At 67.9% G+C, this 21,518-nt stretch carries 24 protein-coding genes; 13 read left to right on the forward strand and 11 right to left on the reverse strand.

Annotated features, from left to right (window positions below; translation table 11 throughout):
- The first annotated feature begins 76 nt into the window (after positions 1 to 76).
- On the forward strand, positions 77 to 1,888 hold the full coding sequence (locus tag VH569_RS15550; RefSeq protein ID WP_423316155.1) for a monovalent cation:proton antiporter-2 (CPA2) family protein: 1,812 nt from the start codon (positions 77 to 79) through the stop codon (positions 1,886 to 1,888).
- Here VH569_RS15550 and VH569_RS15555 read toward each other — a convergent pair.
- The 3 genes from VH569_RS15555 to VH569_RS15565 are packed head-to-tail and all read right to left on the reverse strand — an operon-like array spanning position 1,885 to position 4,610.
- Positions 1,885 to 2,682: an ABC transporter ATP-binding protein gene (locus VH569_RS15555; RefSeq protein WP_423316156.1), complete on the reverse strand. Its 798-nt coding sequence runs from the start codon at positions 2,680 to 2,682 to the stop codon at positions 1,885 to 1,887. The two genes, VH569_RS15550 and VH569_RS15555, sit on opposite strands and share 4 nt — an antisense overlap.
- Positions 2,679 to 3,575 (reverse strand): ABC transporter permease, encoded by an 897-nt coding sequence (locus VH569_RS15560; protein ID WP_423316157.1) that lies wholly within the window; start codon positions 3,573 to 3,575, stop codon positions 2,679 to 2,681. Before VH569_RS15560 ends, VH569_RS15555 begins: the two co-directional genes overlap by 4 nt.
- A 54-nt stretch (positions 3,576 to 3,629) precedes the next feature.
- Positions 3,630 to 4,610, reverse strand: coding sequence for an ABC transporter substrate-binding protein (locus VH569_RS15565; protein WP_423316158.1), 981 nt, complete (start codon positions 4,608 to 4,610; stop codon positions 3,630 to 3,632).
- A 175-nt stretch (positions 4,611 to 4,785) separates the two neighbouring features.
- On the opposite strand from VH569_RS15565, the gene VH569_RS15570 reads away from it, so the two are divergent.
- Positions 4,786 to 5,166, forward strand: a complete 381-nt coding sequence (locus VH569_RS15570) for a DUF983 domain-containing protein (protein WP_423316159.1) — start codon at positions 4,786 to 4,788, stop codon at positions 5,164 to 5,166.
- Positions 5,167 to 5,252: 86 nt separating this feature from the next.
- Here the strand turns inward: VH569_RS15570 and VH569_RS15575 are convergent, their stop codons facing one another.
- The 3 genes from VH569_RS15575 to VH569_RS15585 all read right to left on the reverse strand — a co-directional run bounded on the left by VH569_RS15575 (position 5,253) and on the right by VH569_RS15585 (position 6,874).
- The gene (locus VH569_RS15575) at positions 5,253 to 5,420 is read right to left on the reverse strand and encodes an RSP_7527 family protein (RefSeq protein ID WP_423316160.1); all 168 of its coding nucleotides are present in this window, start codon (positions 5,418 to 5,420) and stop codon (positions 5,253 to 5,255) included.
- Between the two features lie 219 nt (positions 5,421 to 5,639).
- The gene (locus VH569_RS15580) at positions 5,640 to 6,020 is read right to left on the reverse strand and encodes a hypothetical protein (RefSeq protein ID WP_423316161.1); all 381 of its coding nucleotides are present in this window, start codon (positions 6,018 to 6,020) and stop codon (positions 5,640 to 5,642) included.
- A gap of 38 nt (positions 6,021 to 6,058) precedes the next feature.
- Complete coding sequence (locus VH569_RS15585) at positions 6,059 to 6,874, reverse strand: hypothetical protein (RefSeq protein WP_423316162.1); 816 nt, start codon at positions 6,872 to 6,874, stop codon at positions 6,059 to 6,061.
- Positions 6,875 to 6,971: 97 nt separating this feature from the next.
- On the opposite strand from VH569_RS15585, the gene VH569_RS15590 reads away from it, so the two are divergent.
- From VH569_RS15590 to moaE, 8 genes are all read left to right on the forward strand, one after another.
- Entirely contained in the window at positions 6,972 to 7,742 is a 771-nt protein-coding gene (locus VH569_RS15590) for an SDR family oxidoreductase (protein ID WP_423316163.1), read from the forward strand.
- Between the two features lie 405 nt (positions 7,743 to 8,147).
- Entirely contained in the window at positions 8,148 to 10,166 is a 2,019-nt protein-coding gene (gene uvrC / locus VH569_RS15595) for an excinuclease ABC subunit UvrC (protein WP_423316164.1), read from the forward strand.
- Between the two features lie 81 nt (positions 10,167 to 10,247).
- Positions 10,248 to 10,850, forward strand: a complete 603-nt coding sequence (gene pgsA / locus VH569_RS15600; protein ID WP_109049932.1) for a CDP-diacylglycerol--glycerol-3-phosphate 3-phosphatidyltransferase — start codon at positions 10,248 to 10,250, stop codon at positions 10,848 to 10,850.
- Positions 10,851 to 10,861: 11 nt separating this feature from the next.
- Positions 10,862 to 11,362, forward strand: coding sequence for a molybdopterin-guanine dinucleotide biosynthesis protein B (mobB, locus tag VH569_RS15605; protein ID WP_423316165.1), 501 nt, complete (start codon positions 10,862 to 10,864; stop codon positions 11,360 to 11,362).
- Between the two features lie 30 nt (positions 11,363 to 11,392).
- Positions 11,393 to 12,064, forward strand: coding sequence for an HAD hydrolase-like protein (locus VH569_RS15610; protein WP_423316166.1), 672 nt, complete (start codon positions 11,393 to 11,395; stop codon positions 12,062 to 12,064).
- A 70-nt stretch (positions 12,065 to 12,134) separates the two neighbouring features.
- Positions 12,135 to 13,400, forward strand: a complete 1,266-nt coding sequence (gene glp / locus VH569_RS15615) for a gephyrin-like molybdotransferase Glp (protein WP_423316167.1) — start codon at positions 12,135 to 12,137, stop codon at positions 13,398 to 13,400.
- Positions 13,401 to 13,410: 10 nt separating this feature from the next.
- On the forward strand, positions 13,411 to 13,662 hold the full coding sequence (moaD, locus tag VH569_RS15620; protein WP_423316168.1) for a molybdopterin converting factor subunit 1: 252 nt from the start codon (positions 13,411 to 13,413) through the stop codon (positions 13,660 to 13,662).
- A gap of 4 nt (positions 13,663 to 13,666) precedes the next feature.
- A complete protein-coding gene (moaE, locus tag VH569_RS15625; RefSeq protein WP_423316169.1) occupies positions 13,667 to 14,119 on the forward strand; it encodes a molybdopterin synthase catalytic subunit MoaE in 453 nt (150 codons plus the stop codon).
- Between the two features lie 215 nt (positions 14,120 to 14,334).
- Here moaE and VH569_RS15630 read toward each other — a convergent pair whose 3' ends face one another.
- Positions 14,335 to 14,925 (reverse strand): YqgE/AlgH family protein, encoded by a 591-nt coding sequence (locus tag VH569_RS15630; protein WP_098739902.1) that lies wholly within the window; start codon positions 14,923 to 14,925, stop codon positions 14,335 to 14,337.
- Positions 14,926 to 15,119: 194 nt separating this feature from the next.
- On the opposite strand from VH569_RS15630, the gene VH569_RS15635 reads away from it, so the two are divergent.
- The 3 genes from VH569_RS15635 to VH569_RS15645 all read left to right on the forward strand — a co-directional run bounded on the left by VH569_RS15635 (position 15,120) and on the right by VH569_RS15645 (position 18,305).
- The gene (locus VH569_RS15635) at positions 15,120 to 17,207 is read left to right on the forward strand and encodes a protein-disulfide reductase DsbD family protein (protein ID WP_423316170.1); all 2,088 of its coding nucleotides are present in this window, start codon (positions 15,120 to 15,122) and stop codon (positions 17,205 to 17,207) included.
- Between the two features lie 89 nt (positions 17,208 to 17,296).
- A complete protein-coding gene (locus VH569_RS15640; protein WP_423316283.1) occupies positions 17,297 to 17,650 on the forward strand; it encodes a zinc ribbon domain-containing protein YjdM in 354 nt (117 codons plus the stop codon).
- Positions 17,651 to 17,822: 172 nt separating this feature from the next.
- Positions 17,823 to 18,305, forward strand: a complete 483-nt coding sequence (locus VH569_RS15645) for a peroxiredoxin (RefSeq protein WP_109049924.1) — start codon at positions 17,823 to 17,825, stop codon at positions 18,303 to 18,305.
- A 49-nt stretch (positions 18,306 to 18,354) separates the two neighbouring features.
- On the opposite strand, the gene rnhA is transcribed toward VH569_RS15645, so the two are convergent.
- From rnhA to cysQ, 4 genes are read right to left on the reverse strand one after another with little or no spacing between them, the layout of a single operon-like run.
- Positions 18,355 to 18,831, reverse strand: coding sequence for a ribonuclease HI (gene rnhA / locus VH569_RS15650; RefSeq protein WP_423316171.1), 477 nt, complete (start codon positions 18,829 to 18,831; stop codon positions 18,355 to 18,357).
- A gap of 4 nt (positions 18,832 to 18,835) precedes the next feature.
- Complete coding sequence (locus VH569_RS15655) at positions 18,836 to 19,819, reverse strand: homoserine kinase (protein ID WP_423316172.1); 984 nt, start codon at positions 19,817 to 19,819, stop codon at positions 18,836 to 18,838.
- A gap of 13 nt (positions 19,820 to 19,832) precedes the next feature.
- Positions 19,833 to 20,666: a ferritin-like domain-containing protein gene (locus VH569_RS15660; protein ID WP_423316173.1), complete on the reverse strand. Its 834-nt coding sequence runs from the start codon at positions 20,664 to 20,666 to the stop codon at positions 19,833 to 19,835.
- On the reverse strand, positions 20,663 to 21,439 hold the full coding sequence (cysQ, locus tag VH569_RS15665) for a 3'(2'),5'-bisphosphate nucleotidase CysQ (protein WP_423316174.1): 777 nt from the start codon (positions 21,437 to 21,439) through the stop codon (positions 20,663 to 20,665). Before cysQ ends, VH569_RS15660 begins: the two co-directional genes overlap by 4 nt.
- Positions 21,440 to 21,518: the final 79 nt, after the last annotated feature.

Below are 21,518 nucleotides of genomic sequence, written 5' to 3' on the forward strand. Positions count from 1 at the left end.
GCCGACGGTCAAGCGTCTGGCCTTGCCCGTTGAAATCGCGTCATAGTGCCGCTGCGACAGTCGAGCGGCGGGGAATATGGCGGAGCTTGTGACGTTGGTTGTGCTGCTGGCGGCGATGGTGGTCGCCGTGCCGGTGGCAAAGAGATTCGGGTTCGGCGCGCCGCTGGGTTATCTCGCCGCCGGACTGGCGGTGGGGCCTGCGGGCCTTGGGCTGGTGACCAATGTGGGGGCGATTGCCCACGCCTCGGAACTCGGCGTCGTCATGCTGCTGTTCCTGATCGGGCTGGAGTTGCGGCCCGCCCGCCTTTGGGTCATGCGGAAATCGGTGCTGGGGCTGGGCGGTGCGCAGGTCGCCGTCACCGGTGCGGTGATCGCCGCGCTGTGCGGCTGGGGGCTGGGGCTCGCCTGGCCGACCGCGGTGGTGCTGGGCTTCGGCTTCGCCCTGTCCTCCACCGCCATGGCTCTGCCGATGATGGCGGAGCGCGGTCTGCTTGCCAACCAGTCCGGGCGCAATGCTTTTTCCATCCTGCTGTTCCAGGACCTCGCCATCATTCCGGCGGTGGCACTGCTGCCGCTGTTGGGCAACGGTTCCGTTCCGCACGCCGATGGCGCCTGGCTGGCCGTGGCGAAGGCGGTGGTCGCGGTGGCGCTGGTGCTGATCGGCGGACGCTATCTGCTGCGGCCGATCTTCCACGCTGTCGACCGTGCCGGCGCGCCGGAGATCTTCACTGCCACCGCCCTGCTGATCGTCATCGGCACCGCCGTGCTGATCCAGGAGGCCGGCCTGTCGATGTCGCTGGGCGCCTTTATGGCCGGAGTGCTGCTGTCGGATTCGGAATACCGGCACGAGGTGCAGGCGGACATCGAGCCGTTCGAGGGGCTTCTGCTCGGGCTGTTCTTCGTTTCGGTCGGGATGGGGGCGGACGTGCCGACGCTGATGGCGCACCCGATCCGCTTCCTCGGCCTTGCCGTGGCGCTGCTGGTGGTGAAGGGGGCGGTGCTGCTGGTTCTTGCCCGCATCGCCGGCGTGCCCTGGGCCGGGGCGGGGCGGATGGCGACGGTGCTGAGCCAGGGCGGCGAGTTCGGCTTCGTGCTGTTCGGGCTGGCGGTCGGCGGCGGTGCGATGGCCGGGGAGCAGGCGTCGGCGGCCATGCTGGTGGTCACCCTGTCGATGCTGGCGACCCCCTTCCTGTTCGCGGCGGAAGAGCGCTGGTTCGCGCCGCGCCTGATGGCGGGCAAGCCCAAGCGCCCGTTCGACACTCCGCCCGACGAGAATCCGCCGGTCATCATCTGCGGCTTCGGCCGGGTCGGGCAGGTGGTCGGCCGCGTGCTGCGGATGCGCGGCATCGCCTTCACCGCGCTGGAGAGCAGTGCGGCGCAGGTCGACTTCGTCCGCAAGTTCGGCAGCAAGGCCTATTACGGCGATCCGACGCGCGTCGAGCTTCTGCGTGCCGCCGGGGCGGAGAAGGCCAGTGTGCTGGTGGTGGCGCTGGACGACATGGAGCAGTCGCTGCGGGTGGTGGAGATGGCGACCCGCCATTTCCCCAACCTGACCATCTTCGCCCGCGCCCGCAACCGCCGGCATGTCCACCACCTGATGGACCGCGGCGTCACCCACATCGTGCGCGAAACCCTCGACAGCAGCATCCGGCTGACCGGCGACGTGCTGCGCCAGATGGGCATGGCAGAGGGCGAGGTCGTGCGGACGCTCGACACTTTCCGCGCCCATGACGAGCGGACCCTGATCCGCCAGCACGCCGTCCACAATGACGAGACCAAGCTGATCCAGACCTCCCGCGATGCCGCCGCCGAGCTTCAGTCGCTGTTCGAGGCGGACCGCGAGGATGCCGTGCAGGGAGAAGCGGAACCGAGAACCGCCAGCGCCTAACCGATCAGCAGGCTGTCGTCGCTGATCTCCGCCCCGCCGCGCTGTCTGGCGAACAGCGCGAGCAGGTGCGGCACGTCCAGCCCGGCGCGCTCCTCCCCCGCCACGTCCAGCACGACGCGGCCCTCGTGCAGCATCAGCGTGCGGTCGCCATAGTCGAGCGCCTGCCGCATCGAATGGGTGACCATCAGCGTGGTCAGGCGGTTGTCGCGGACGATGCGGCGGGTCAGATCCAGCACGAAGTTGGCGGTGGCGGGATCGAGTGCCGCGGTGTGCTCGTCCAGCAGCAGGATCTTGGAGCCGGCGAGCGTCGCCATCAACAGGCTGACCGCCTGACGCTGGCCGCCGGACAGCAGGCCCATGCGGTCGTGCAGCCGGTTCTCCAACCCCAGCCCCAGCGCCGCGATGCGGTCGCGGAAGCCCTTGCGGCGGTCGCCGCCCAGCGCCGGCGCCAGACCGCGGCGGCGTCCGCGGGCGGCGGCGAGTGCCATGTTCTCTTCGATGGTCAACGTGGCGCAGCTGCCGGCCATCGGATCCTGGAAGACGCGGGCGACCAGACCGGCGCGGCGCGGCGTGTCCCAGCGGGTGACGTCGGTGCCGTCGATGGAGATGCGCCCCTGCTCAGCCAGCACGTCGCCGGCCAGCGAGCCGAGGAAGGTCGACTTGCCGGCGCCGTTGGAGCCGATGACGGTGACGAACTCGCCTTCGGGAATGGTCAGGTCGACGCCGAGCAGCGCATGCTTTTCCAGCGGCGTGCCGCGCCCGAAGGTGACGTGGATGTCTTCGACGACGATCATCGGGTGGCTTTCGTGCTGCGGCTGGCCTTCGCCTTCAGGCGCGGCAGGATCAGGGCGACGGCGACCAGCACCGCGGTCACCAGATTGAGGTCCGAGGCCTGCAGCCCGATGGCGTCGGCCGACAGCGCCAGCTGGACCGCGAGACGATAGAGGATCGAGCCGGCGACGCAGCCGACCAGTGCCAGGGCCAGCGCGCGGGCGGGCAGCACCGTCTCGCCGACGATAACGGCGGCCAGCCCGACGACGATGGTGCCGATGCCGGTGGTGACGTCGGCGAAGCCGTTGGTCTGGGCGAACAGGGCGCCGGCCAGACCGGTCAGGGCGTTAGACAGGGCGATGCCGGCATAGACATGGGCATCGGTGTCGACGCCCTGCGCCCGCGCCATCCGCGCATTGACGCCGGTCGCCCGCATCGCCAGCCCGAACTCGCTGCCCAGGAAACGGGCGAGCAGCAGCACCACCGCCGCGACGATGACGCCGACCACCAGCGGACGGACGATGTGGTCGGGAATACCCAGCCCATAGAAAGGCGTCAGAACGGTGTCCTGCATCAGCAGCGCGACGTTCGGCCGGCCCATGACCCGCAGGTTGACCGAGAACAGCGCGATCATCGTCAGGATGCTGGCGAGCAGATGCAGGATCTTGAAGCGGACATTCAGCGTCGCCGTGACCAGCCCGGCCGCCGCTCCCGCCAGTGCCGCGGCGAGGCTTGCCAGCCACGGGTTGACCCCGGCGATCAGCAGAACCGCGCAGACGGCCGCCCCCAGCGGAAAGCTTCCGTCCACCGTCAGGTCGGGGAAGTCCAGGATGCGGAAGGACAGATAGACGCCGATGGCGACCAGCGCATAGACGAGGCCGATCTCGATGGCGCCGAAGAGGGCGATTTCAGTCATTGCGGTGCTTTTGAAAGGGCTTGGCGGGGGAGCGTGGCTCCCCCAGTCGATTGCTTACTGCCCGACAACCTTCGTCGCGCGCTTCACCACCGCGTCGGGCAGGGTGACGCCCATGGCGGCGGCGGACTTGGGGTTGACGAACAGGTCGGTGCCCTTGGCGAGCGCCACCGGAATGTCGCCCGGCTTCTCGCCCTTCAGGACACGGGCGACGATGGCGCCGGTCTGCTTGCCGACCTGGAAATAATCGAAGCCGACCGAGGCGACCGTGCCGCGGGCGACGCTGTCGGTGTCGGCGGAGAAGATCGGCAGCTTCGCCTGCTGGCCGACCGCGATCACGCTTTCCAGGGCCGAGACGACGGTGTTGTCGAGCGGAATGTAGACGGCATCGGCCTTGCCGACGAGGCTGCGCACCGCCGGCTGGGCATCGGATGACTTCGGCACGGAGGCCTCGACGACGCTCAGCCCCACCTTGGCCGCCTCATCCTTCAGCGCCTTGACCAGCACGATGGAATTGGGCTCACCGGGGTTGTAGAGCACGCCGATGCGCTTGACCTGCGGCAGGATCTCGCGGATCAGCGCCACATGCTCGCCCACCGGAGCCATGTCGGACAGACCGGTGATGTTGGCGCCGGGCTTGTCCATCGACTTGACCATCTGGGCCGAGATCGGATCGGTCACCGCGGTGAAGACGACCGGGATGTCGCGGGTCGCTGCCGCCACCGCCTGGGCCGAGGGGGTGGAGATCGGCACGATCACGTCCGGGCGGGAACCGGCGAACTGGCGGGCGATCTGCGCGGCGGTGGCCGGATTGCCCTGCGCGCTCTGATATTCGACCTTGAGCGTCTGGCCCTGGACGAAGCCGGCGTCCTTCAGCGCCTCCACGATGCCGTCGCGGGTGGCGTCGAGCGCCGGGTGCTGGACGATGGCGGTGATGGCGACGGTCTTGCTCTGCGCCATGGCCGAAACCGGCGCGGCAATCGGACCGACGAAGGCGGCGAGTGCCGCCGCGGCGCACAACAGGCGGGTGAAGGACATGGCTTGGGGCTCTCCGCAACGCAAAGGTCTTCCCCTAGACCGCGCGGGCGCCGCCGTCAACTCGGCAGCAGGGGCGTCCAGGCCAGGATATGGCGGCATGTCGGCCCTGCCCGCAATCGGGAGTGTGGTTTGCTTGAGAAGAGCCTATATTGTGGGCAACACGGAAGGAGTGGCCATGATCGCAGGGACCGGAACGGCTCCGTCGAAGTTTCTCGCCTCCTTCCGCGGCCTGATCGGCTGCTGCCCCAATTGCGGGCGTGGCCGGCTGCTGCGGAATTTCCTCAAGCCGGTCGACCAGTGTTCGGCCTGCGGCGAGGCCTATGGCCACCTGCGTGCCGACGACGCGCCGCCGTGGATGACGATCCTGATCGTCGGCCACATCGTCATTCCCGCCCTGCTGTCGGTCGAGCAGACCTACGAGCCGCCGACCTGGGTGCATATGACGATCTGGCCGTCGCTGACCCTGCTGCTGACGCTGCTTCTGCTGCCGCGCTGCAAGGGTCTGGTGCTGGGGCTGCTGTGGAGCACTGGCGCGCCGGGGTCGGAACGTGGCTAAAGCTTCGGCTGACGCTGAAACGGAAAACGGCACCGTGCGGTAAGGCACGGTGCCGCGTCTCATTACATCTTGAACACTGCTTGCCGTCAGCGCGCGCTCGGCAGGGCGCTGCCGTGGCCGGCGCGGGCGCCGGACAGGCTGGCGCGCAGCTTGCCGAACAGCTCACGCAGGTACTCGGCGCGCATCTGGCGGGCCGCCAGCATGATTTCGTCGTGGCTGCGGGAATCGCGGACTTCGTTGATAGGCATGGTCATGGCTCTGGGAATCTCCACGTGAGGTGAGAGACGTCCACTCCCTTGGGCATTGTTTGCTTTGTGGAGTTCAAGATAGGGCAGAGCCGCTGTCCCATGAAGCGCGGTCCGTGCAACGCCGACCGACGTTTTCCGTATCAGCTTCGTCAATCAACGGAGGTGCGAACTATTGCCGCAGGACACGGTTCGCAGCTGACTGCGGGCAACAGTTCGCCGGTCCGGTCACTCGCGGTCGCGCGCGCCGTCCACCGCGACATTGCGGTCGGAGACGATGCGGTCGTTGCCGCGTTCCCCCGCCTGCCCCTGCGGCCGGTCGGGCTGGCGCGGCGGCAGCGGGCCGGTGCCGAGACCGCCGGTCTCCTCGCTGCCGGGGATGCCGAAATCCTCGTCGGGCTGGTCGATAGGGCCGCCGGCGCCGGGACCGATGATGCGCTGGAAGCCTTCGATCTCCTCGTCCACGTCCAGATGATCGCGCGTCTCGCGGATATCCAGCGGGATGTCGCGCTCGTCGACACCGCCGCTGTCGTTGGGGCCGCCGCTGTTGCTGGGGCCGGTGGCGTTGCCGGTCTTGCGGCTGTCGATGTTGCGGTCATTGGTGGCCATGGGCGCTCTCCGGTCTGCTGTGTCGAGTTTTGCGTTCCTCAACAGGGCGGAAGGGCACTTGTCACCGACCGCACGTCGAACCAGCCGCCGACGCTGTGGCGCAGATCGTGCCGATGGTCCTGCTCGGGTGCCGGGGCGATGTCCCACAGCCAGGACATGTCGGGGGCGGGAAGGGCGAGGCCCCAGGTCGAATCCTCCACCTCGGTCACGGTGCCGCCATGGATCCAGGAGGCGTCGATGTCGGTGAACAGAGCCGCATGTTCGGCGATGGCGGTCAGCCAGCACAGATGGCCATGGACCATGCGAAGCGCGAAGGCCATCCGGTCCGCCGCCGGGATCTTCGGGGCGCGGCGCTCCACCGCCTCCAGCGGCAGCAGGGGCAACTGGGACAGCAGATTGCAGGACAGGGCAAAGCGGAAGGGGCTCCCCTCCGGAATCGGCGCGACGAAGCCGGTCGGCAGCGGGCCGCGGCTGTCGAGCGACGCTGCAAGCGGGGCCAGGGCGCCGCTGACGTCCATCTCGACCAGCCGGACTTTGGGCAAGGCGGCGGCCCTGCGGCGGACGGCGCGGCTGTGCAGGATGTCGACCAGCACCACCTCGTCGAAGCGGGCCGTCAGCCTTTCCAGCGGAATCTCGATCAGCAGCCCGGAACCGGCGACCAGCGCCCGTCCGCCCGGAGTCGCCCATTCCATCGCCTGTTCGACGAAACGGTGGCAGGCGGCGACATGCGGCGCCCACGCCCGTCTTTGCCGCCGGTGGCGGGCGCCCAGCGCCACCATCTCCGACAGATAACCGAACCTGCGGGCCAGCGGCGGGCAGGGGGTGGTCAGATATTCGAAGGCTTCGCGCAACATCGCCGGCCAATTCCCTCCCGTCGGTCTCTTCCTGGCGCCTCGCTTTTTGGCCGTCTCACCCCTTGACCCGCGAGGGTGGCAAGGTACCTATGGCGCCATGGTCGAGATCAAGAGGAAAGCGGCCCTCGTCACCGGGGCCGGCAAGCGCATCGGGCGGGCCATCGCGCTCGATCTGGCGGGGCAGGGGTGGGACGTCGCCGTCCATTACCGAAGCTCCCGCGCGGAGGCCGGTGCCGTCGTCGCGGAGATCGAGCGGGCGGGCGGACGCGCCATGGCCTTCGCCGCCGATCTGGACCGCGAGGCGGAGGTGAAGACCCTGGTGCCGGCGGTGACGGAGCAGCTCGGTCCGCTGACCCTGCTGGTCAACAACGCGTCCCGGTTCGAACGCGACGAGGTCGCAGACGTGACCCGCGAATCGTGGGACGCGCATATGGAGGCGAACCTGCGGGCGCCCTTCGTGCTGTCGCAGGACTTTGCGTCGCGGTTGCCGGAGGGCGAGAGCGGGCTGATCGTCAACATCATCGACCAGCGCGTCTGGAATCCCACGCCGCACTTCGTCTCCTACACCCTGTCGAAAATGGGGCTGTGGGCACTGACCCGGACGATGGCGTTGGCGCTGGCCCCGCGGATCCGCGTCAACGGCATCGGTCCCGGCCCGACCCTGCGCAACGACCGCCAGACGGTGGAGGAATTCGCCGAACAGTGGGACTCGACCCCGCTGCGGCGCGGCACCACGCCGGAGGAGGTCTGCGCCGCCATCCGCTTCCTGATCGCCGCCCCGGCGATGACCGGACAGATGATCGCGCTGGACGGTGGGGAGCATCTGGGATGGGCGCAGCCGGCGCATGGCTTCGTGCCCACCGAATGACGGCGTGTTACAGCGCGTAAACATGGGAAGACGCGCCCGCCTGACGCTGGACGACAGGCATGATAGAAGCGGGGGCGAGGAAAAGGACCGCGCGTTTTACACAGGTGCCCCACCCCGCGCAAGAGGCGCCTGCGCCGCAGGGACGATTTTGTGTCAGCGCGTCAATTCCCGCCCTTGACTTGACCATGCCCTAGTGAAATCAATGACTTAGCAAAAATGCTTAAAAAATAGGCAGAGGCATGCGATCCCTTGCGGCGCCTAGCTCCGGACGGGCTACTCCCTCCGTTATCGACAAACTTATCCACAGGTTTCGTGGATATTCTTCCGGAGGGGTGAGTCGATCCACATGCGACCTGCATGTGCCCAACAGTTGACCCGCGGCGGCCGCTCAACGACATTCTGGTCATGTCCGAAACGCATTCCTCAGACCCCCTGGATTCCCCCTCGGCCGACGATGCCGCAGATGGTTTCGCTGAAGATCGCTTGGCCGAAGACGGTTTGACCGATCTGGCCGCCCCGACCGACGCAGTGCCGGTGGGGGAAGGTGCCACCGCGCGCCCGAAGCGGCGTCCGGCCGACATCAACCGGGGTGTCGAGATCATTCGGGAGCATCTTAAGACCCTGCCGCAGACGCCGGGGGTCTATCGCATGCTGGCGGGCGACGGGGCGGTCCTGTATGTCGGCAAGGCGCGCAACCTAAAGCGCCGGGTGACCAACTACACCCAGGTGGGAAAGCTGCCGGTCAGGCTCCAGCGCATGGTCGCGGAGACCGAGACGATGGAGTTCGTCAACACCCACACCGAGGTGGAGGCGCTGCTTCTCGAATCGAACCTGATCAAGAAGCTGATGCCGCGGTACAACGTGTTGTTGCGGGACGACAAGACGTTTCCGCACATCATGATCACCAAGGACCACGACTATCCGCAGCTGACCAAGCATCGCGGCGCCCGTGGGCGCGATGCCGATTATTTCGGCCCCTTCGCCTCGGCCGGGGCGGTGAACCGCACCATCACGGCTCTGCAACGCGCCTTCCTGCTGCGCAACTGCGCCGACACGGTGTTCGCCGCCCGCACCCGGCCCTGCCTGCAATTCCAGATCAAGCGTTGCACGGCGCCCTGCGTCGGCCGGGTCAGCCCGGTGGAGTATCAGGCGCAGGTCAATCAGGCGCGCGCCTTTTTGTCGGGCAAGAGCCGCGACATCCAGACGGAGTTCGCCGACCGGATGATGGCCGCCTCCGACGCGATGGATTTCGAGACGGCGGCGCGCTACCGCGACCGTATCCGCGCCCTGACGGCGATCCAGGCCCACCAGGACATCAATGTCGAGGGGGTGGTGGAGGATGCCGACGTCATCGCCGCCTATGCCGAGGGCGGGGTGACCTGCATCCAGGTCTTCTTCTTCCGTGGCGGGCGCAACTACGGCAACCGCGCCTACTTCCCCAGCCACGACAAGGCGGCGGAGACCGAGGAGGTTCTCGCCGCCTTCATCGCCCAGTTCTACGAAAACAAGGCGGCGCCGCCGCTGGTTCTGGTCAGCCACGCCCTGCCGGAGCTGGAGCTGCTGAGCGAGGCGCTGGCGGTCCGTGCCGGGCACAAGGTGGAGTTGGCGGAGCCCAAGCGTGGCGAGAAGCGCCGGATCGTCGAGCATGCGCTGACCAACGCGCGCGAGGCGCATGGGCGCCGGCTGGCCGAAAGCTCCAGCCAGGCGCGGTTGCTCGAAGGTGTGGCCGCCGTTTTCGGGATGGATTCGGCGCCGGAGCGGGTGGAGGTTTACGACAACTCCCACATCCAGGGGGCGCACGCCATCGGCGGGATGATCGTCGCCGGTCCGGAGGGCTTCATCAAGAACGCCTACCGCAAGTTCAACATCCGCACGGAGGGTGCGGCCGGCGACGACTTCGCCATGATGCGCGAGGTGCTGACCCGCCGATTCGGCCGGGCGGTGAAGGAGGATCCGGAACGCAGCCTGGGAAGCTGGCCCGATCTGGTGCTGATCGACGGCGGCCTGGGACAGCTGAACGTCGCGCTGGAGGTGTTCGCGGAGCTGGGGATCGACGACGTGACGCTGGTCGGCATCGCCAAGGGGCCGGACCGCGATGCGGGGCGCGAGCATTTCTTCATGGAGAACCGACCGCCCTTCCAGATGGAGATGCGCGACCCGGTGCTGTATTTCCTGCAACGGCTGCGCGACGAGGCCCACCGCTTCGCCATCGGCACCCACCGGGCCAAGCGGACCAAGGCCATCGGCAAATCGCCCATCGACGAGATCGCCGGCATCGGTCCCGCCCGCAAGAAGGCCCTGCTGCACCATTTCGGCAGCGGCGCCGCCGTGGCGCGCGCCGGGCTCGCCGATCTGGAGGCGGTGGAGGGGATCAATCGGACCGTTGCGAAAAAGATATACGATCACTTCCATCCCGATGGTTAGAATGCAGGCACACGAATTCAGCCGGCTCTCTCACGGGCGCCGTGTGGCGACAACATCCTCCAGCGGTTCGAGTTCTCCGTCATGCTGACCAGCCTGCCCAACCTGCTGACCCTGTCGCGCATCGCGGTGATCCCGGTGGTGGTCGGGCTGTTCTATGTGCCGGAGGCGTGGGCCGCCTACACCGCCTGCTCGCTCTATGCGGCCGCCTGCATCACCGACTGGTTCGACGGCTATCTGGCGCGCGCCTGGGCGCAGGAAAGCGTGATCGGCAAGTTCCTGGACCCCATCGCCGACAAGCTGCTGGTGGCGGCGACGCTGATCATGCTGGCGGGCTTCCACCGGCTGACCGGCCTGTCGATCCTGCCGGCGGTGGTGATCCTGCTGCGCGAGGTTCTGGTGTCGGGCCTGCGCGAGTATCTGGCCGGCCTGCATGTCGGCGTGCCGGTGACCTGGCTGGCGAAATGGAAAACGACGATCCAGATGATCGCACTGGGTTTCCTGATCGTCGGCGATTATGGTCCGGCCGAACTGCCGGTGACCTTCATCGGTACGGTCGGCCTGTGGATCGCCGCGGCGCTGACCTTCTACACCGGGTGGGATTACATGCGCGCCGGCTTGACCCACATGATGGCGGAGCAGCCGGCCAAGCCCGGTGCCGCCCGTTCGGCCCGAAGCGCCGGTTGAAAGTTTCCGACATGAAGATTTTCGGGCTGACCGGCTGGAGCGGCAGCGGCAAGACCTCGCTGATGGTGCGCCTGATTCCGGCGCTGACGGGGCGTGGCCTGCGGGTTTCGACGGTCAAGCATGCGCACAAGGGCTTCGACATCGACCATCCCGGCAAGGACAGCCACAACCACCGCATGGCCGGCGCCACGGAGGTTCTGATCAGTTCCCCGCGCCGCTGGGCGCTGATGCACGAGCTGCGCGACGCCGAACCGGAACTGACGCTGGACCAGCTGATCGGCAAGATCGCACCGGTCGATCTGCTGTTGATCGAGGGCTTCAAGCGCGACCGGCACGAGAAGATCGAGGTCTGGCGGGCCGATGTCGACAAGGCGCTGATCGCGCCGGACGATCCCACCATCGTCGCGGTGGCAAGCGACAGTGCCGTGCCGGGGTGCCCGGTTCCGGTGCTGGACCTCAACGACGCGGATGCGGTCGCGGCCTTCATCGTTGCGCGCTGTGGGTTGGGGTGAGGCTGAGCCTTCACGCGGTCGGACGGTAGTATGGACGGCGCTTCCTCCTCCCCCCGGCGGGCGCCTGACCGCGATGGCCTTCGGCTCGCCATCTTCGATTTCGACGGGACGCTGGCCGACTCCTTTCCGTGGTTTGTCGGCGTTCTGAACGGCGTTGCCGACCGCTATGGCTTCAACCGTGTCCAGGCCGACGAGGTCGAACTGCTTCGCGGCTATGACGCGCGGCAGATCATGCGGCACCTGCGGGTGCCCAGCTGGAAGCTCCCCTTCATCGCCAACCACATGCGCCGGCTGATGGCGAGCGACATCGACGGCATCCGCCTGTTCGATGGCGTGCCGGACATGCTGCGGGCGCTGACCGAGCGGGGGGTGACGGTCGCCATCGTCAGCTCCAATTCCGTGGAGAACATCCGCCGCATCCTGGGGCCGGAGGCGGCGGGGCAGGTCGCTCATTACGGCTGCGGCGCCTCGCTGTTCGGCAAGGCGGCGAAGTTCCGCAGGATGCTGCGCACGACCGGCGTTCCGGCGTCCCATGCCGTCGGGATCGGGGATGAGGTGCGCGACATCGAGGCGGCACGGACGGTGGGCATGGCCTGTGCCGCGGTTGCCTGGGGCTACACGCGCGGCGATGCGCTGGCGGGGCGGCATCCGGATCGGCTGCTGACCCGGGTGGAGGAGATCCCCGGCCTGTTCGGCGGCTGAATGCCACGTCCCGGAAAGCGCGCCTTTTCCCTCTTCGCACCCGATGCCGCAACGGACTAGAGTGGCGGCCATGGTGCAACTCGACAATGACTGCTTCGCCTTCGGCGGACCGATGATGGCGCTGGAGCCGGCGCTGGCGCTGCTGGCCGGACGGGTCGGGCCGGTGACGGCGACCGAAGCCGTGCCGCTGTCCGATGCGCTGGGGCGGGTTCTGGCCGCCGATCTTGTGGCGCCCTTCAATGTGCCGCCGCACGACAACGCCGCAGTGGACGGCTATGCCGTGTTCTTCGACGACCTCGACGCCGATGCCCCCACCACGCTGCCGGTGACGGCGCGGGTGGCGGCCGGGCAGTGGCTCGGCCGGCCGGCGGCGCGGGGGGAGGCGGTGCGGATTTTCACCGGCGCGCCGATGCCCGCCGGCATGGACACCGTCTTCATGCAGGAGGATTGCCGCAGCGCCGGGACCGGACGCGATGCCACGGTCACCCTGCCGCCCGGCATCCGCCGTGGCGTGAACCGCCGGCTGGCGGGAGAGGATGTGCGCGAGGGCTCGGTCGTGCTTTCGGCAGGGCGCCGCCTGCGGCCGGAGGACATCGCGCTCGCCGCATCGCTCGGCCATGCGATGCTGGACGTGCGCTGCCGCCTGCGGGTGGCGGTGTTCTCCACCGGCGACGAGTTGCGGCAGCCGGGGCAGGCGCTGGAACCCGGCGCCGTCTATGACGCCAACCGCTTTGCCCTGATCGCGCTACTGACCCGGCTGGGCTGCGCCGTCACCGATCTCGGCATTCTGCCAGACCGGTTCGAGGCCATCCGCGATGCTCTGGCCGAGGCGGCGACGGGTCATGATGCGCTCATCACCTCCGGTGGCATGTCCACCGGCGAGGAGGACCACGTCAAGCCGGCGGTCGAGGCGAACGGACGGCTCGATTTCTGGCGGCTGGCGATCAAGCCGGGACGGCCGGTGGCGCTGGGGCGGGTGCTCGATGCCGTGTTCGTCGGCTTGCCCGGCAATCCGGTTGCCGTGGTGGTGACCTTCCTGCGCATCGCCCGGCCGATCCTGCTGACGCTGATGGGGGCATCCGCTGAGACGCCGAGGCCGATCCCGGTGCGCGCGGGCTTCGCCCAGAAGAAGAAGCCCGGCCGGCGCGAGTTTCTGCGCGGGTCGCTGGTGTTGGGTGCCGATGGCGCGCTGGAAGCGACCAAATACCCACGCGATGGGGCCGGCGTGCTGTCGTCGCTGGTGGAGTCCGAGGGTTTGATCGAGTTGCCCGAGGATCTGGCGCGGGTCGAGCCCGGCATGATCGTCGATTTCCTGCCTTTCAAAGAATTCCTGTAGAGGTCGCGTGATGAAGATTCTCTATTTCGCCTGGCTGCGCAGCAAGATCGGCGTGCCGACCGAGACGGTGGACCTGCCGGCGCAAGTCGCCACGGCCGGCGATCTCGTCGAATGGCTGAAGACCCGCAGCCCCCGCCATGCCGAAGCCCTGGCGAACAGCAAGGTGGTCAAGGTAGCGGTGAACCAGGAGCATGTGCCCTACGACCACCCGATCTCGCCGACCGACGAGGTGGCGCTGTTCCCGCCGGTGACGGGGGGCTGACGGCATGGCGATCCGTGTCCAGGCCGGGGATTTCGATGTCGGTGCCGAATATGCCGCCTTCACCGCCGGCCGCACCAGCGTCGGCGGGGTGGCGATGTTCGTCGGGCTGGTGCGCGACATCGCCGGCGGTGCCGCCGTCAGCGCCATGACGCTGGAGCATTACCCTGGCATGACCGAGAAGCAGTTGGAGGCGATCGAGGAAGAGGCGCGCCGCCGCTGGCCCTTGGACGACGTGCTGGTGATCCACCGCCATGGCCGGCTGGAGCCGGGCGACCGCATCGTGATGGTCGCCACCGCGTCGGCCCACCGGGACGCCGCCTTCGAATCCTGCCGCTTCCTGATGGACTGGCTGAAGACCAGGGCGCCCTTCTGGAAGTTGGAAGCCACGCCGGAGGGTGAGCGCTGGGTCGAGGCCAAGGACAGTGACGACGCAGCGGCGGCGCGGTGGGTGGAGTAGAACCAGATTGCCTTCTTGGTCCGGGAGGCTACGGCATTGCCGGCAACATTTACACGGATGACACGGATTTCACGGATATCAATTTGCTTATCATCGCCTCTCCGAAAAGCGAGGGGGCAGCCGAGATCAAAAAAACCGTGTAATCCGTGTATAAATCCGTGATATCCGTGTCGATCTTGTCAACCGTATTATGATCTTCTCAAGTATCGACGCGCTCAGGCGTGCCCCGCTTCGCCCGACAGCATGGAGACGCTGACGCCCAGCTTGCCGATGGCGCGTTCCCACTTGGCATCCAGGTCGGTATCGAACAGCAGCTTCTCGTCGCAGGGCACGTTCAGCCAGCCATTGGCCTGGAATTCGGCATCGAGCTGACCCGGACCCCAGCCGGCATAGCCGAGCAGCAGCAGGTTGCGGCGCGGGCCGCGGTCCTCGGAGATGGCGCGCAGGATGTCGATGGTGGCGGTCAGGGCCACGTCGTCGTTCACCACCAGGGTGCCGTCCCGGACATAATCGGTCGAATGCAGGACGAAGCCGCGGCCCGACTCGACCGGGCCGCCGTAATGCACCGGCAGGTTGTTGACCGGCTGCGAGATGTCCATGTCGAGCTGTTCCAGCAGATCCTCGAACGTGATCGACCCGAACAGCCGGTTGACCACCAGCCCCATTGCGCCGTCTTCATTATGGGCGCAGACATAGATGACCGTACGTTGGAAGCGCGGGTCCTCCATTCCGGGCATGGCGATCAGCAGCTGGCCGGTCAGCGATTCCGTGGTCTTGGAGTCCGGAGACTTGGTCAGGCGCGGCATGGGCGATTATCCTTGTCGTCGGTCCGGTGCGGGAAACCGCGTCCGTCCCTACGTGCGGTTGTGGTTGGCGCTCTGGCGACGCTTTCACCGGAGTGTGACAGCACCGGCCGAGCTTTGTCACCATTATATGGGCTATCATATAGGGTGTCGGGGACGCGGATGCGCCCCTTCCAGGGAAGAGAACAGTGCGCGCGATGAAAAGACATGCCCTCGCCCTCCTGCTTTGTCTGGCTGCGCTGGCCGGTGGCGGCGCCCCCGTTTTTGCGCAGGATGCGGTCGGGGCCTGGACCAAGGCGGGACCGCTGGAGGCGCGGCTGGTGTCGGCGGTGCGCGGCACCGGCGATCTGGCGGCGCTGCCCTTGGGATTGGAACTGCGGCTGGAGTCGGGGTGGAAGACCTATTGGCGCTCCCCCGGCGATGCCGGATTCGCGCCGCGCCTGGACTGGAGCCGCTCCGCCAATCTGGGGGAGGCGACGCTGTCCTACCCGGCGCCGCACCGCTTCTCCGTTCTGGGATTCGAAACCGCTGGCTATGACACGGCGGTTCTTTTCCCGATCCAGGGCAAGCCGGCGACGCCCGGCAAGCCGGTCGATCTGGCGCTGACCGCCGAACTGCTGGTCTGCTCGGAAATCTGCGTGCCGCAGACGCTGGAGCTTGCGCTTGCGCTTCCGGCCGGGCCGGCCGAGCCCAGTGACGTCGCCAACGACGTGGCGCGGGCGCAGGCACTGGTGCCGAAGGGGCCGAACGGTCTGCTGCGCGTCGACTCCGTGCAGGGCAAGGGATCCGCTCTCGAAGTCGAGGCGACCGCCGCCGATGGCTTCGTGTCCCCCGATCTGTTCGTGGAGACGGATCCGCCGCTGACCTTCTCCGCCCCCAAGACGGTCTTTTCCGACAATGACCGCCATGTCCGCCTGACCCTGACGGTGACCGATCCGCAGCAGGGCCTCGATCTCGCCGGGCGCGCGATGACGCTGACCTTGGTCGATGGCGACAAGGCGGTCGAAGCACCGGTAACCGCGTCGGCCGGTGCTGCTGCACCGGCGCCCGGCGGTGTCGGTCTGCTGGCGATGCTGGGGGTGGCCCTGCTGGGCGGCCTGATCCTGAACCTGATGCCCTGCGTGCTGCCGGTGCTGTCGCTGAAGCTGATGTCGGTGGTCAAGCATGGCGGGCAGGCGCCTGCCGCGGTGCGCGCCGGCTTCCTGGCGAGTGCCGCCGGTATCCTGACCTCGTTCCTGCTGATGGCCTCGGTGCTGGTCGGGGTCAAGGCGGCGGGCGGGGCGGTCGGTTGGGGCATCCAGTTCCAGCAGCCGCTGTTCCTCGTCTTCATGGTCGTGCTGGTCACGCTGTTTTCGGCCAACCTGTGGGGCCTGTTCGAGGTGCCGCTGCCGCGCGCCCTGGCCGACCGGCTGGGCGGCGACGGGCTGGCCGGGCCGTTCGCCACCGGCATGTTCGCGACCCTGCTGGCGACTCCCTGTTCCGCACCCTTCCTGGGCACGGCGGTGGGATTCGCCCTGTCGAAGGGGCCGGTGGAAATCTACGCGATCTTCGCGACGCTGGGCGTCGGCTTGGCTCTGCCCTATCTGGCGGTCGCGGCATGGCCGCGGGTGGCGGGCTGGCTGCCGCGTCCGGGGCGCTGGATGGCGACGCTGAAGACGGTTTTGGGGTTCGCGATGATGCTGACGGCGCTTTGGCTGCTGTCGGTGCTGACCGCGCAGATCGGCGAGGTGGCCGCGGCCACGGTCGGGCTGATGATGGCGGGGCTGGTGCTGGCGCTGTGGGTCGGGCGGAGCGCGCGGGGGACCGCGCGGACCGCCGGGCCGGCGTTGGCTGGCGTGCTGGCGGTCGCCGCATTCGCCATGCCGGCCGCGGTCGGTCCGTCGGCCGGGGCGGCGCCGGTGCTTGCCGAGTCCAAGGCGCGCTGGGTGCCCTTTGCCGAAGCGACCATCCGCGAGCATGTCGCTGCCGGACGCACGGTCTTCGTCGACGTGACCGCCGACTGGTGCATCACCTGCCAGGCCAACAAGAAGCTGGTGTTGAACCGCGGCGAGGTCGCGCAGCGGATGGACGATCCGACCGTCGTGGCGATGCGCGCCGATTGGACCCGCCCGGACGCGGCGATCGCGAAGTTCCTGTCCGACCATGGCCGCTACGGCATTCCCTTCAATATCGTCTACGGCCCCGGCGCACCGGACGGCCTGGCATTGCCCGAATTGCTGAGCGAGGGCGCGGTGCTGGAGGCATTGAGCAAGGCAGCGGGTAAGCCGGCAGGCAAGGGGGTCTGAGCAGGGTCCGGAAAAGGCCTATGGCTGTTACGGCTATTCTGCGGTAACAGGGCGGCTCCGGGAGAGCCTCCCGCGCCAAGAGGACGATGATGGACGATCAGATCAACTGCCCGCAGTGCAGCTCCGAAAACGCCTACAATGACGGCAGCCTGTGGAACTGCCCCGACTGCGGGCATGAGTGGAACCCCGACACGGCCGCCGCGGCCGTGGATGCCGAAGCCGGGCAGGGCGTGCGCGATGCCAACGGCAACGCGTTGACCGACGGCGACAGCGTCACCGTCATCAAGGACCTGAAGGTCAAGGGATCGTCTCTGGTGGTCAAGGGCGGGACCAAGGTGAAGAACATCCGTCTGGTGGATGGGGCCGACGGCCACAACATCGCCTGCAAGATCGACGGCATCGGCGCGATGAACCTGAAGTCGGAGTTCGTGAAGAAGGCGTGACCCTGGCTGTCGGTCCTAACTGGATTGGGGAGCCAACCACGCCTTGCGGCCATTCGCCGCGGGGGATAGAAGGGATGCAGGGCCGGGCTCCGCAAACGGGAGGCCGGCCGGACCCGAAAACGGGCCGAACCCAAAATCGGGCCAAGCCGAAAAACCGGAAGGGTTAGAGACGATGAGCATCCAGGTTGGCGATACCATCCCGTCCGTCACGCTGAAGTGGCTGACCGACAACGGCATGCAGGAAGTCACCACGGACGAGCTGTTCAAGGGCAAGAAGGTCGTCCTGTTCTCCGTTCCCGGCGCCTTCACCCCGACCTGCTCCGCCAAGCACCTGCCGGGCTTCGTCCAGCAGGCCGACGCGCTGAAGGCCAAGGGCGTGGACAGCATCATCTGCCTCGCCGTAAACGATCCCTTCGTGATGCGCGCCTGGGGTGACAAGGGCAGCGTCGGCGACAAGGTCAAGATGCTGCCGGACGGCAACGCCACCTTCACCACTGCTCTCGGCCTGACCATGGACGGCTCGGCCCACGGCCTGGGCACCCGCGGCCAGCGCTTCGCCCTGGTGGCCGAGGACGGCAAGGTCACCCATGTCGCCGTCGAGGCCCCCGGCAAGTTCGAAGTGTCGTCGGCCGAAGCGGTGCTGGAAAAGGTCTGATCGCGCAAGCGCCCTCTCTCCGGGAGTTTCCGGGGAGAGGGCGCTTGGGTCAGCTCCGTGCCCGCACGTCGGCCACACCGCGGCGCGCCAGTTCGTCGGCGCGTTCGTTTTCGGGATGGCCGGCGTGTCCGCGCACCCAGTGGAACTCGATCTCGTGCTGCCGCTTCGCCTCTTCCAGGCGCTGCCACAGATCGACGTTCTTCACCGGCTTCCTGTCGGCCGTCATCCAACCCTTGGCCTTCCAGCCATGGATCCACTTGGTGATGCCGTTCTTCACATATTCGCTGTCGGTGAAGAGACGGACGGTCACCGGCTTCTTGAGGGCCTCCAGCGCCATGATGGCCGCCATCAGCTCCATGCGGTTGTTGGTTGTCGCCGGCTCGCCGCCGTAAAGCTCCTTCTCCACCTCGCCATAGCGCAGGATGGCGCCCCAGCCGCCGGGACCGGGATTGCCGCTGCAGGCGCCGTCGGTGAAGATGTCGACGGTCTTGCCGCCGGATTCGGGCGAGGTGGTGCTGTCCGTCATGCCGTCAGGTCCTGCTCGCGTCCGAGTCGTCGAGGAAATAGTCGCCCAGACCGCGGACCGACTGGTGGAAGCGCAGCTTGCGCAGATATTCGAGCGGATCCTTCGGCCGCACGAAGGCGCCCGGCGGGTGGTTCAGCCAGTCATAGAGGCGGGTCAGCAGGAAACGCACGGCGCTGCCGCGGCAGAGCCAGGGCAGGGCGTCCAGCTCCTCGCGGGACAGCGGCCGGACCTTGCGGTAGTTGGACAGCAGCAGCCGGGCCTTGGTGGCGTTGAACGAGCCGTCGATCTCGAAGCACCATGCGTTGATGCAGATCGCCACGTCGTAAACGAGGAAATCGTTGCAGGCGAAATAGAAGTCGATCAGGCCGGACAGGCTGTCGCCGCGGAAGAAGACGTTGTCCGGGAACAGGTCGGCGTGGATGACGCCCGAAGGCAGGCCGACCGGCCAGTTGGCCTCCAGCGCCGCCAGTTCCGCTTCCAGAGTCGCGCGCAGGCCGGGAGCGACTTCGTCGGCCCGCTCGGCCGACTTGGCGAACAGGTCCTTCCAGCCGGGCAGGGCCAGCGCATTCGGCCGCTCAATGCGGAAATCGCCGACCGCCAGATGCAGCCGCGCCAGCGCCTCGCCCAGCTGGGCGCAATGTTGCGGCGTAATCCGGCGCGGCCACATGCCGGCCAGGAAGGTGACGATCACCGCCGGGCGGCCGCACAGCTCGCGCAGAGCCACGCCGTCGCGCGCAGCCACCGGCAGCGGGCAGGCGATGCCCTTGTCCGCCAGATGTTCCATCAGGCCGAGGAAGAAGGGCAAATCCTCCTTCCGCGTGCGCTTTTCATAGAGCGTCAGGATGTAAGGTCCGCTCTCGGTCACCAGCAGGAAGTTGGAATTCTCCACCCCCTCCGCGATGCCCTTGCACGACAGCACCGCGCCCAGATCGTACTGGGCGGCGAAGGTGCTGAGATCCTCGTCGGTGACTTCGGTGTATACGGCCATGATGTGCAGCGCCTTACCGGGTTTCCGGCTTGCGGTCAATTTCGGGAGTGATCGGCTCGTAATATTCCGGGCCGAAGCCGGCCAACTGGCGGCTGGCGGTGTTGAAGGGGCGCTTCAGCCCGCCACGGAAATGGCGGCCGACCAGCTCCTGCCACACGGCAACCGGCTCCGTTCCGCGGTCGGCGCAGAGATGGACGAACCATCGGCGGCCGGCGGCGACGTGGCCGATCTCTTCGTCATGGATGGTCTGGAGCAGGTCGGCGCTCTCCGTGTCGCCGAAATCGCGCAGGCGGCGCACGGTCTCCGGCGTCACGTCCAGTCCCCGCGCCTCCAGCACCATCGGCACCACCGCCAGCCGGGCGGCGAGGTCGTGGGCGGTCTCGGTCGCCGCCTGCCACAGCCCGTCATGGGCCGGCAGGTCGCCGTAGGAGGCCCCCAGGGCGTTCAGCCGGGTTTCCAGCATCTGGAAATGCCGCGCCTCGTCGTCGGCGACCTGGATCCAGTCGTCGGTGAAGCCCTTCGGCAGGCCGAGAGGCGCGAATCGGGCGACGATGTCCCAGGCGAGATCGATGGCGTTCAGTTCGATGTGCGCCAGCGCATGCAGCAAAGCGATGCGGTTCTGGGCACTGCCGCCGCGCCCGCGCTTGGGCATGTCGCGAGGCAGCTTCAGCTCCGGCCGGTCGGGACGGGCAGGGCGGTCGGGCGGCGGTGCCGGCACGTTGGACGACAGCAGATTGTCGCGCCATGCGGCGGCGTAAAGGCGGGTCAGGCGCACTTTTTCCAGCGGCGCCGCGGTGGTCAGCACCGCGGTCGCCGCTTCACCCAGGCACGATACGGACACGGTCATTTCCAGCCGTAGGCGACGAAGTTCGGATTCAGGATGTCGTCCTTGCCATAGACCAGCGGCGAGCCGTCCGGCTGTTCCACCCGGCCGCCGGCGCCGATCAGCACGGCGTGGCCGGCGGCGGTGTCCCACTCGCTGGTCGGTCCGAAGCGCGGGTAGAGATCGGCCTTGCCGCTCGCCACTGTGCAGAACTTCAGCGAGCTGCCGCAGGACACCCGGTCCTTGACCGCATAGTTGCCGAGGAACTCGTCCAGCACCGACCCGCTGCCGTGGGACCGGCTGGCGACCACCGTCAGCCCGTCGGCCGGCGGGTTGCGGACGGAGATCACGTGGTCGTGGCGGCCTTCCGCGCAATGGACGGCGGTGCCGGGGCCGGCCGCGGCATACAGGTCGCCGGTGGCGGGAGCATAGACGACGCCCAGCACCGGGGCGCCATTCTCGATCAGGGCGATGTTCACGGTGAACTCGCCATTGCGGGAGATGAACTCCTTGGTGCCGTCGAGCGGATCGACCAGCCAGAACCGGCCGCCGGAGATGTCGGGCTTGTGGCCGGCGGCCATCGCCTCTTCCGCGACAACCGGGACGCCGGGCAGCAGATGGTGCAGCGCCGGAACGATCACCGCCTCCGCCGCATGGTCGGCCTGCGTGACAGGGCTGCCGTCGACCTTGGTGGCGACGTCGATGCCGTCGTTGTAGAAGCGCAGGATGACCTGACCGGCCTCGTGAGCGATGGTGCGGACCGTCGGCAGCAGGCGCGCCACAGCGGCATCGGGCATGGGGTGACTCCCTATGGTATGAAGAGTCAGCATACCGTGCCCGATGGCGGGCCGGAAGCTCTTGAACGGGTGTGGAACG

Origin of the sequence: Azospirillum sp. 11R-A (assembly GCF_049472615.1) — a bacterium.
Lineage (GTDB): Bacteria > Pseudomonadota > Alphaproteobacteria > Azospirillales > Azospirillaceae > Azospirillum > Azospirillum palustre.

Excerpts from the sequence above, each read along its gene's own strand:
- VH569_RS15550 (WP_423316155.1), top strand. The coding sequence starts at position 77 with ATGGCGGAGCTTGTGACGTTGGTTGTGCTGCTGGCGGCGATGGTGGTC.
- VH569_RS15555 (WP_423316156.1), bottom strand. The coding sequence starts at position 2,682 with ATGATCGTCGTCGAAGACATCCACGTCACCTTCGGGCGCGGCACGCCG.
- VH569_RS15560 (WP_423316157.1), bottom strand. The coding sequence starts at position 3,575 with ATGACTGAAATCGCCCTCTTCGGCGCCATCGAGATCGGCCTCGTCTAT.
- VH569_RS15565 (WP_423316158.1), bottom strand. The coding sequence starts at position 4,610 with ATGTCCTTCACCCGCCTGTTGTGCGCCGCGGCGGCACTCGCCGCCTTC.
- VH569_RS15570 (WP_423316159.1), top strand. The coding sequence starts at position 4,786 with ATGATCGCAGGGACCGGAACGGCTCCGTCGAAGTTTCTCGCCTCCTTC.
- VH569_RS15575 (WP_423316160.1), bottom strand. The coding sequence starts at position 5,420 with ATGACCATGCCTATCAACGAAGTCCGCGATTCCCGCAGCCACGACGAA.
- VH569_RS15580 (WP_423316161.1), bottom strand. The coding sequence starts at position 6,020 with ATGGCCACCAATGACCGCAACATCGACAGCCGCAAGACCGGCAACGCC.
- VH569_RS15585 (WP_423316162.1), bottom strand. The coding sequence starts at position 6,874 with ATGTTGCGCGAAGCCTTCGAATATCTGACCACCCCCTGCCCGCCGCTG.
- VH569_RS15590 (WP_423316163.1), top strand. The coding sequence starts at position 6,972 with ATGGTCGAGATCAAGAGGAAAGCGGCCCTCGTCACCGGGGCCGGCAAG.
- uvrC (WP_423316164.1), top strand. The coding sequence starts at position 8,148 with ATGTCCGAAACGCATTCCTCAGACCCCCTGGATTCCCCCTCGGCCGAC.
- pgsA (WP_109049932.1), top strand. The coding sequence starts at position 10,248 with ATGCTGACCAGCCTGCCCAACCTGCTGACCCTGTCGCGCATCGCGGTG.
- mobB (WP_423316165.1), top strand. The coding sequence starts at position 10,862 with ATGAAGATTTTCGGGCTGACCGGCTGGAGCGGCAGCGGCAAGACCTCG.
- VH569_RS15610 (WP_423316166.1), top strand. The coding sequence starts at position 11,393 with ATGGACGGCGCTTCCTCCTCCCCCCGGCGGGCGCCTGACCGCGATGGC.
- glp (WP_423316167.1), top strand. The coding sequence starts at position 12,135 with ATGGTGCAACTCGACAATGACTGCTTCGCCTTCGGCGGACCGATGATG.
- moaD (WP_423316168.1), top strand. The coding sequence starts at position 13,411 with ATGAAGATTCTCTATTTCGCCTGGCTGCGCAGCAAGATCGGCGTGCCG.
- moaE (WP_423316169.1), top strand. The coding sequence starts at position 13,667 with ATGGCGATCCGTGTCCAGGCCGGGGATTTCGATGTCGGTGCCGAATAT.
- VH569_RS15630 (WP_098739902.1), bottom strand. The coding sequence starts at position 14,925 with ATGCCGCGCCTGACCAAGTCTCCGGACTCCAAGACCACGGAATCGCTG.
- VH569_RS15635 (WP_423316170.1), top strand. The coding sequence starts at position 15,120 with ATGAAAAGACATGCCCTCGCCCTCCTGCTTTGTCTGGCTGCGCTGGCC.
- VH569_RS15640 (WP_423316283.1), top strand. The coding sequence starts at position 17,297 with ATGGACGATCAGATCAACTGCCCGCAGTGCAGCTCCGAAAACGCCTAC.
- VH569_RS15645 (WP_109049924.1), top strand. The coding sequence starts at position 17,823 with ATGAGCATCCAGGTTGGCGATACCATCCCGTCCGTCACGCTGAAGTGG.
- rnhA (WP_423316171.1), bottom strand. The coding sequence starts at position 18,831 with ATGACGGACAGCACCACCTCGCCCGAATCCGGCGGCAAGACCGTCGAC.
- VH569_RS15655 (WP_423316172.1), bottom strand. The coding sequence starts at position 19,819 with ATGGCCGTATACACCGAAGTCACCGACGAGGATCTCAGCACCTTCGCC.
- VH569_RS15660 (WP_423316173.1), bottom strand. The coding sequence starts at position 20,666 with ATGACCGTGTCCGTATCGTGCCTGGGTGAAGCGGCGACCGCGGTGCTG.
- cysQ (WP_423316174.1), bottom strand. The coding sequence starts at position 21,439 with ATGCCCGATGCCGCTGTGGCGCGCCTGCTGCCGACGGTCCGCACCATC.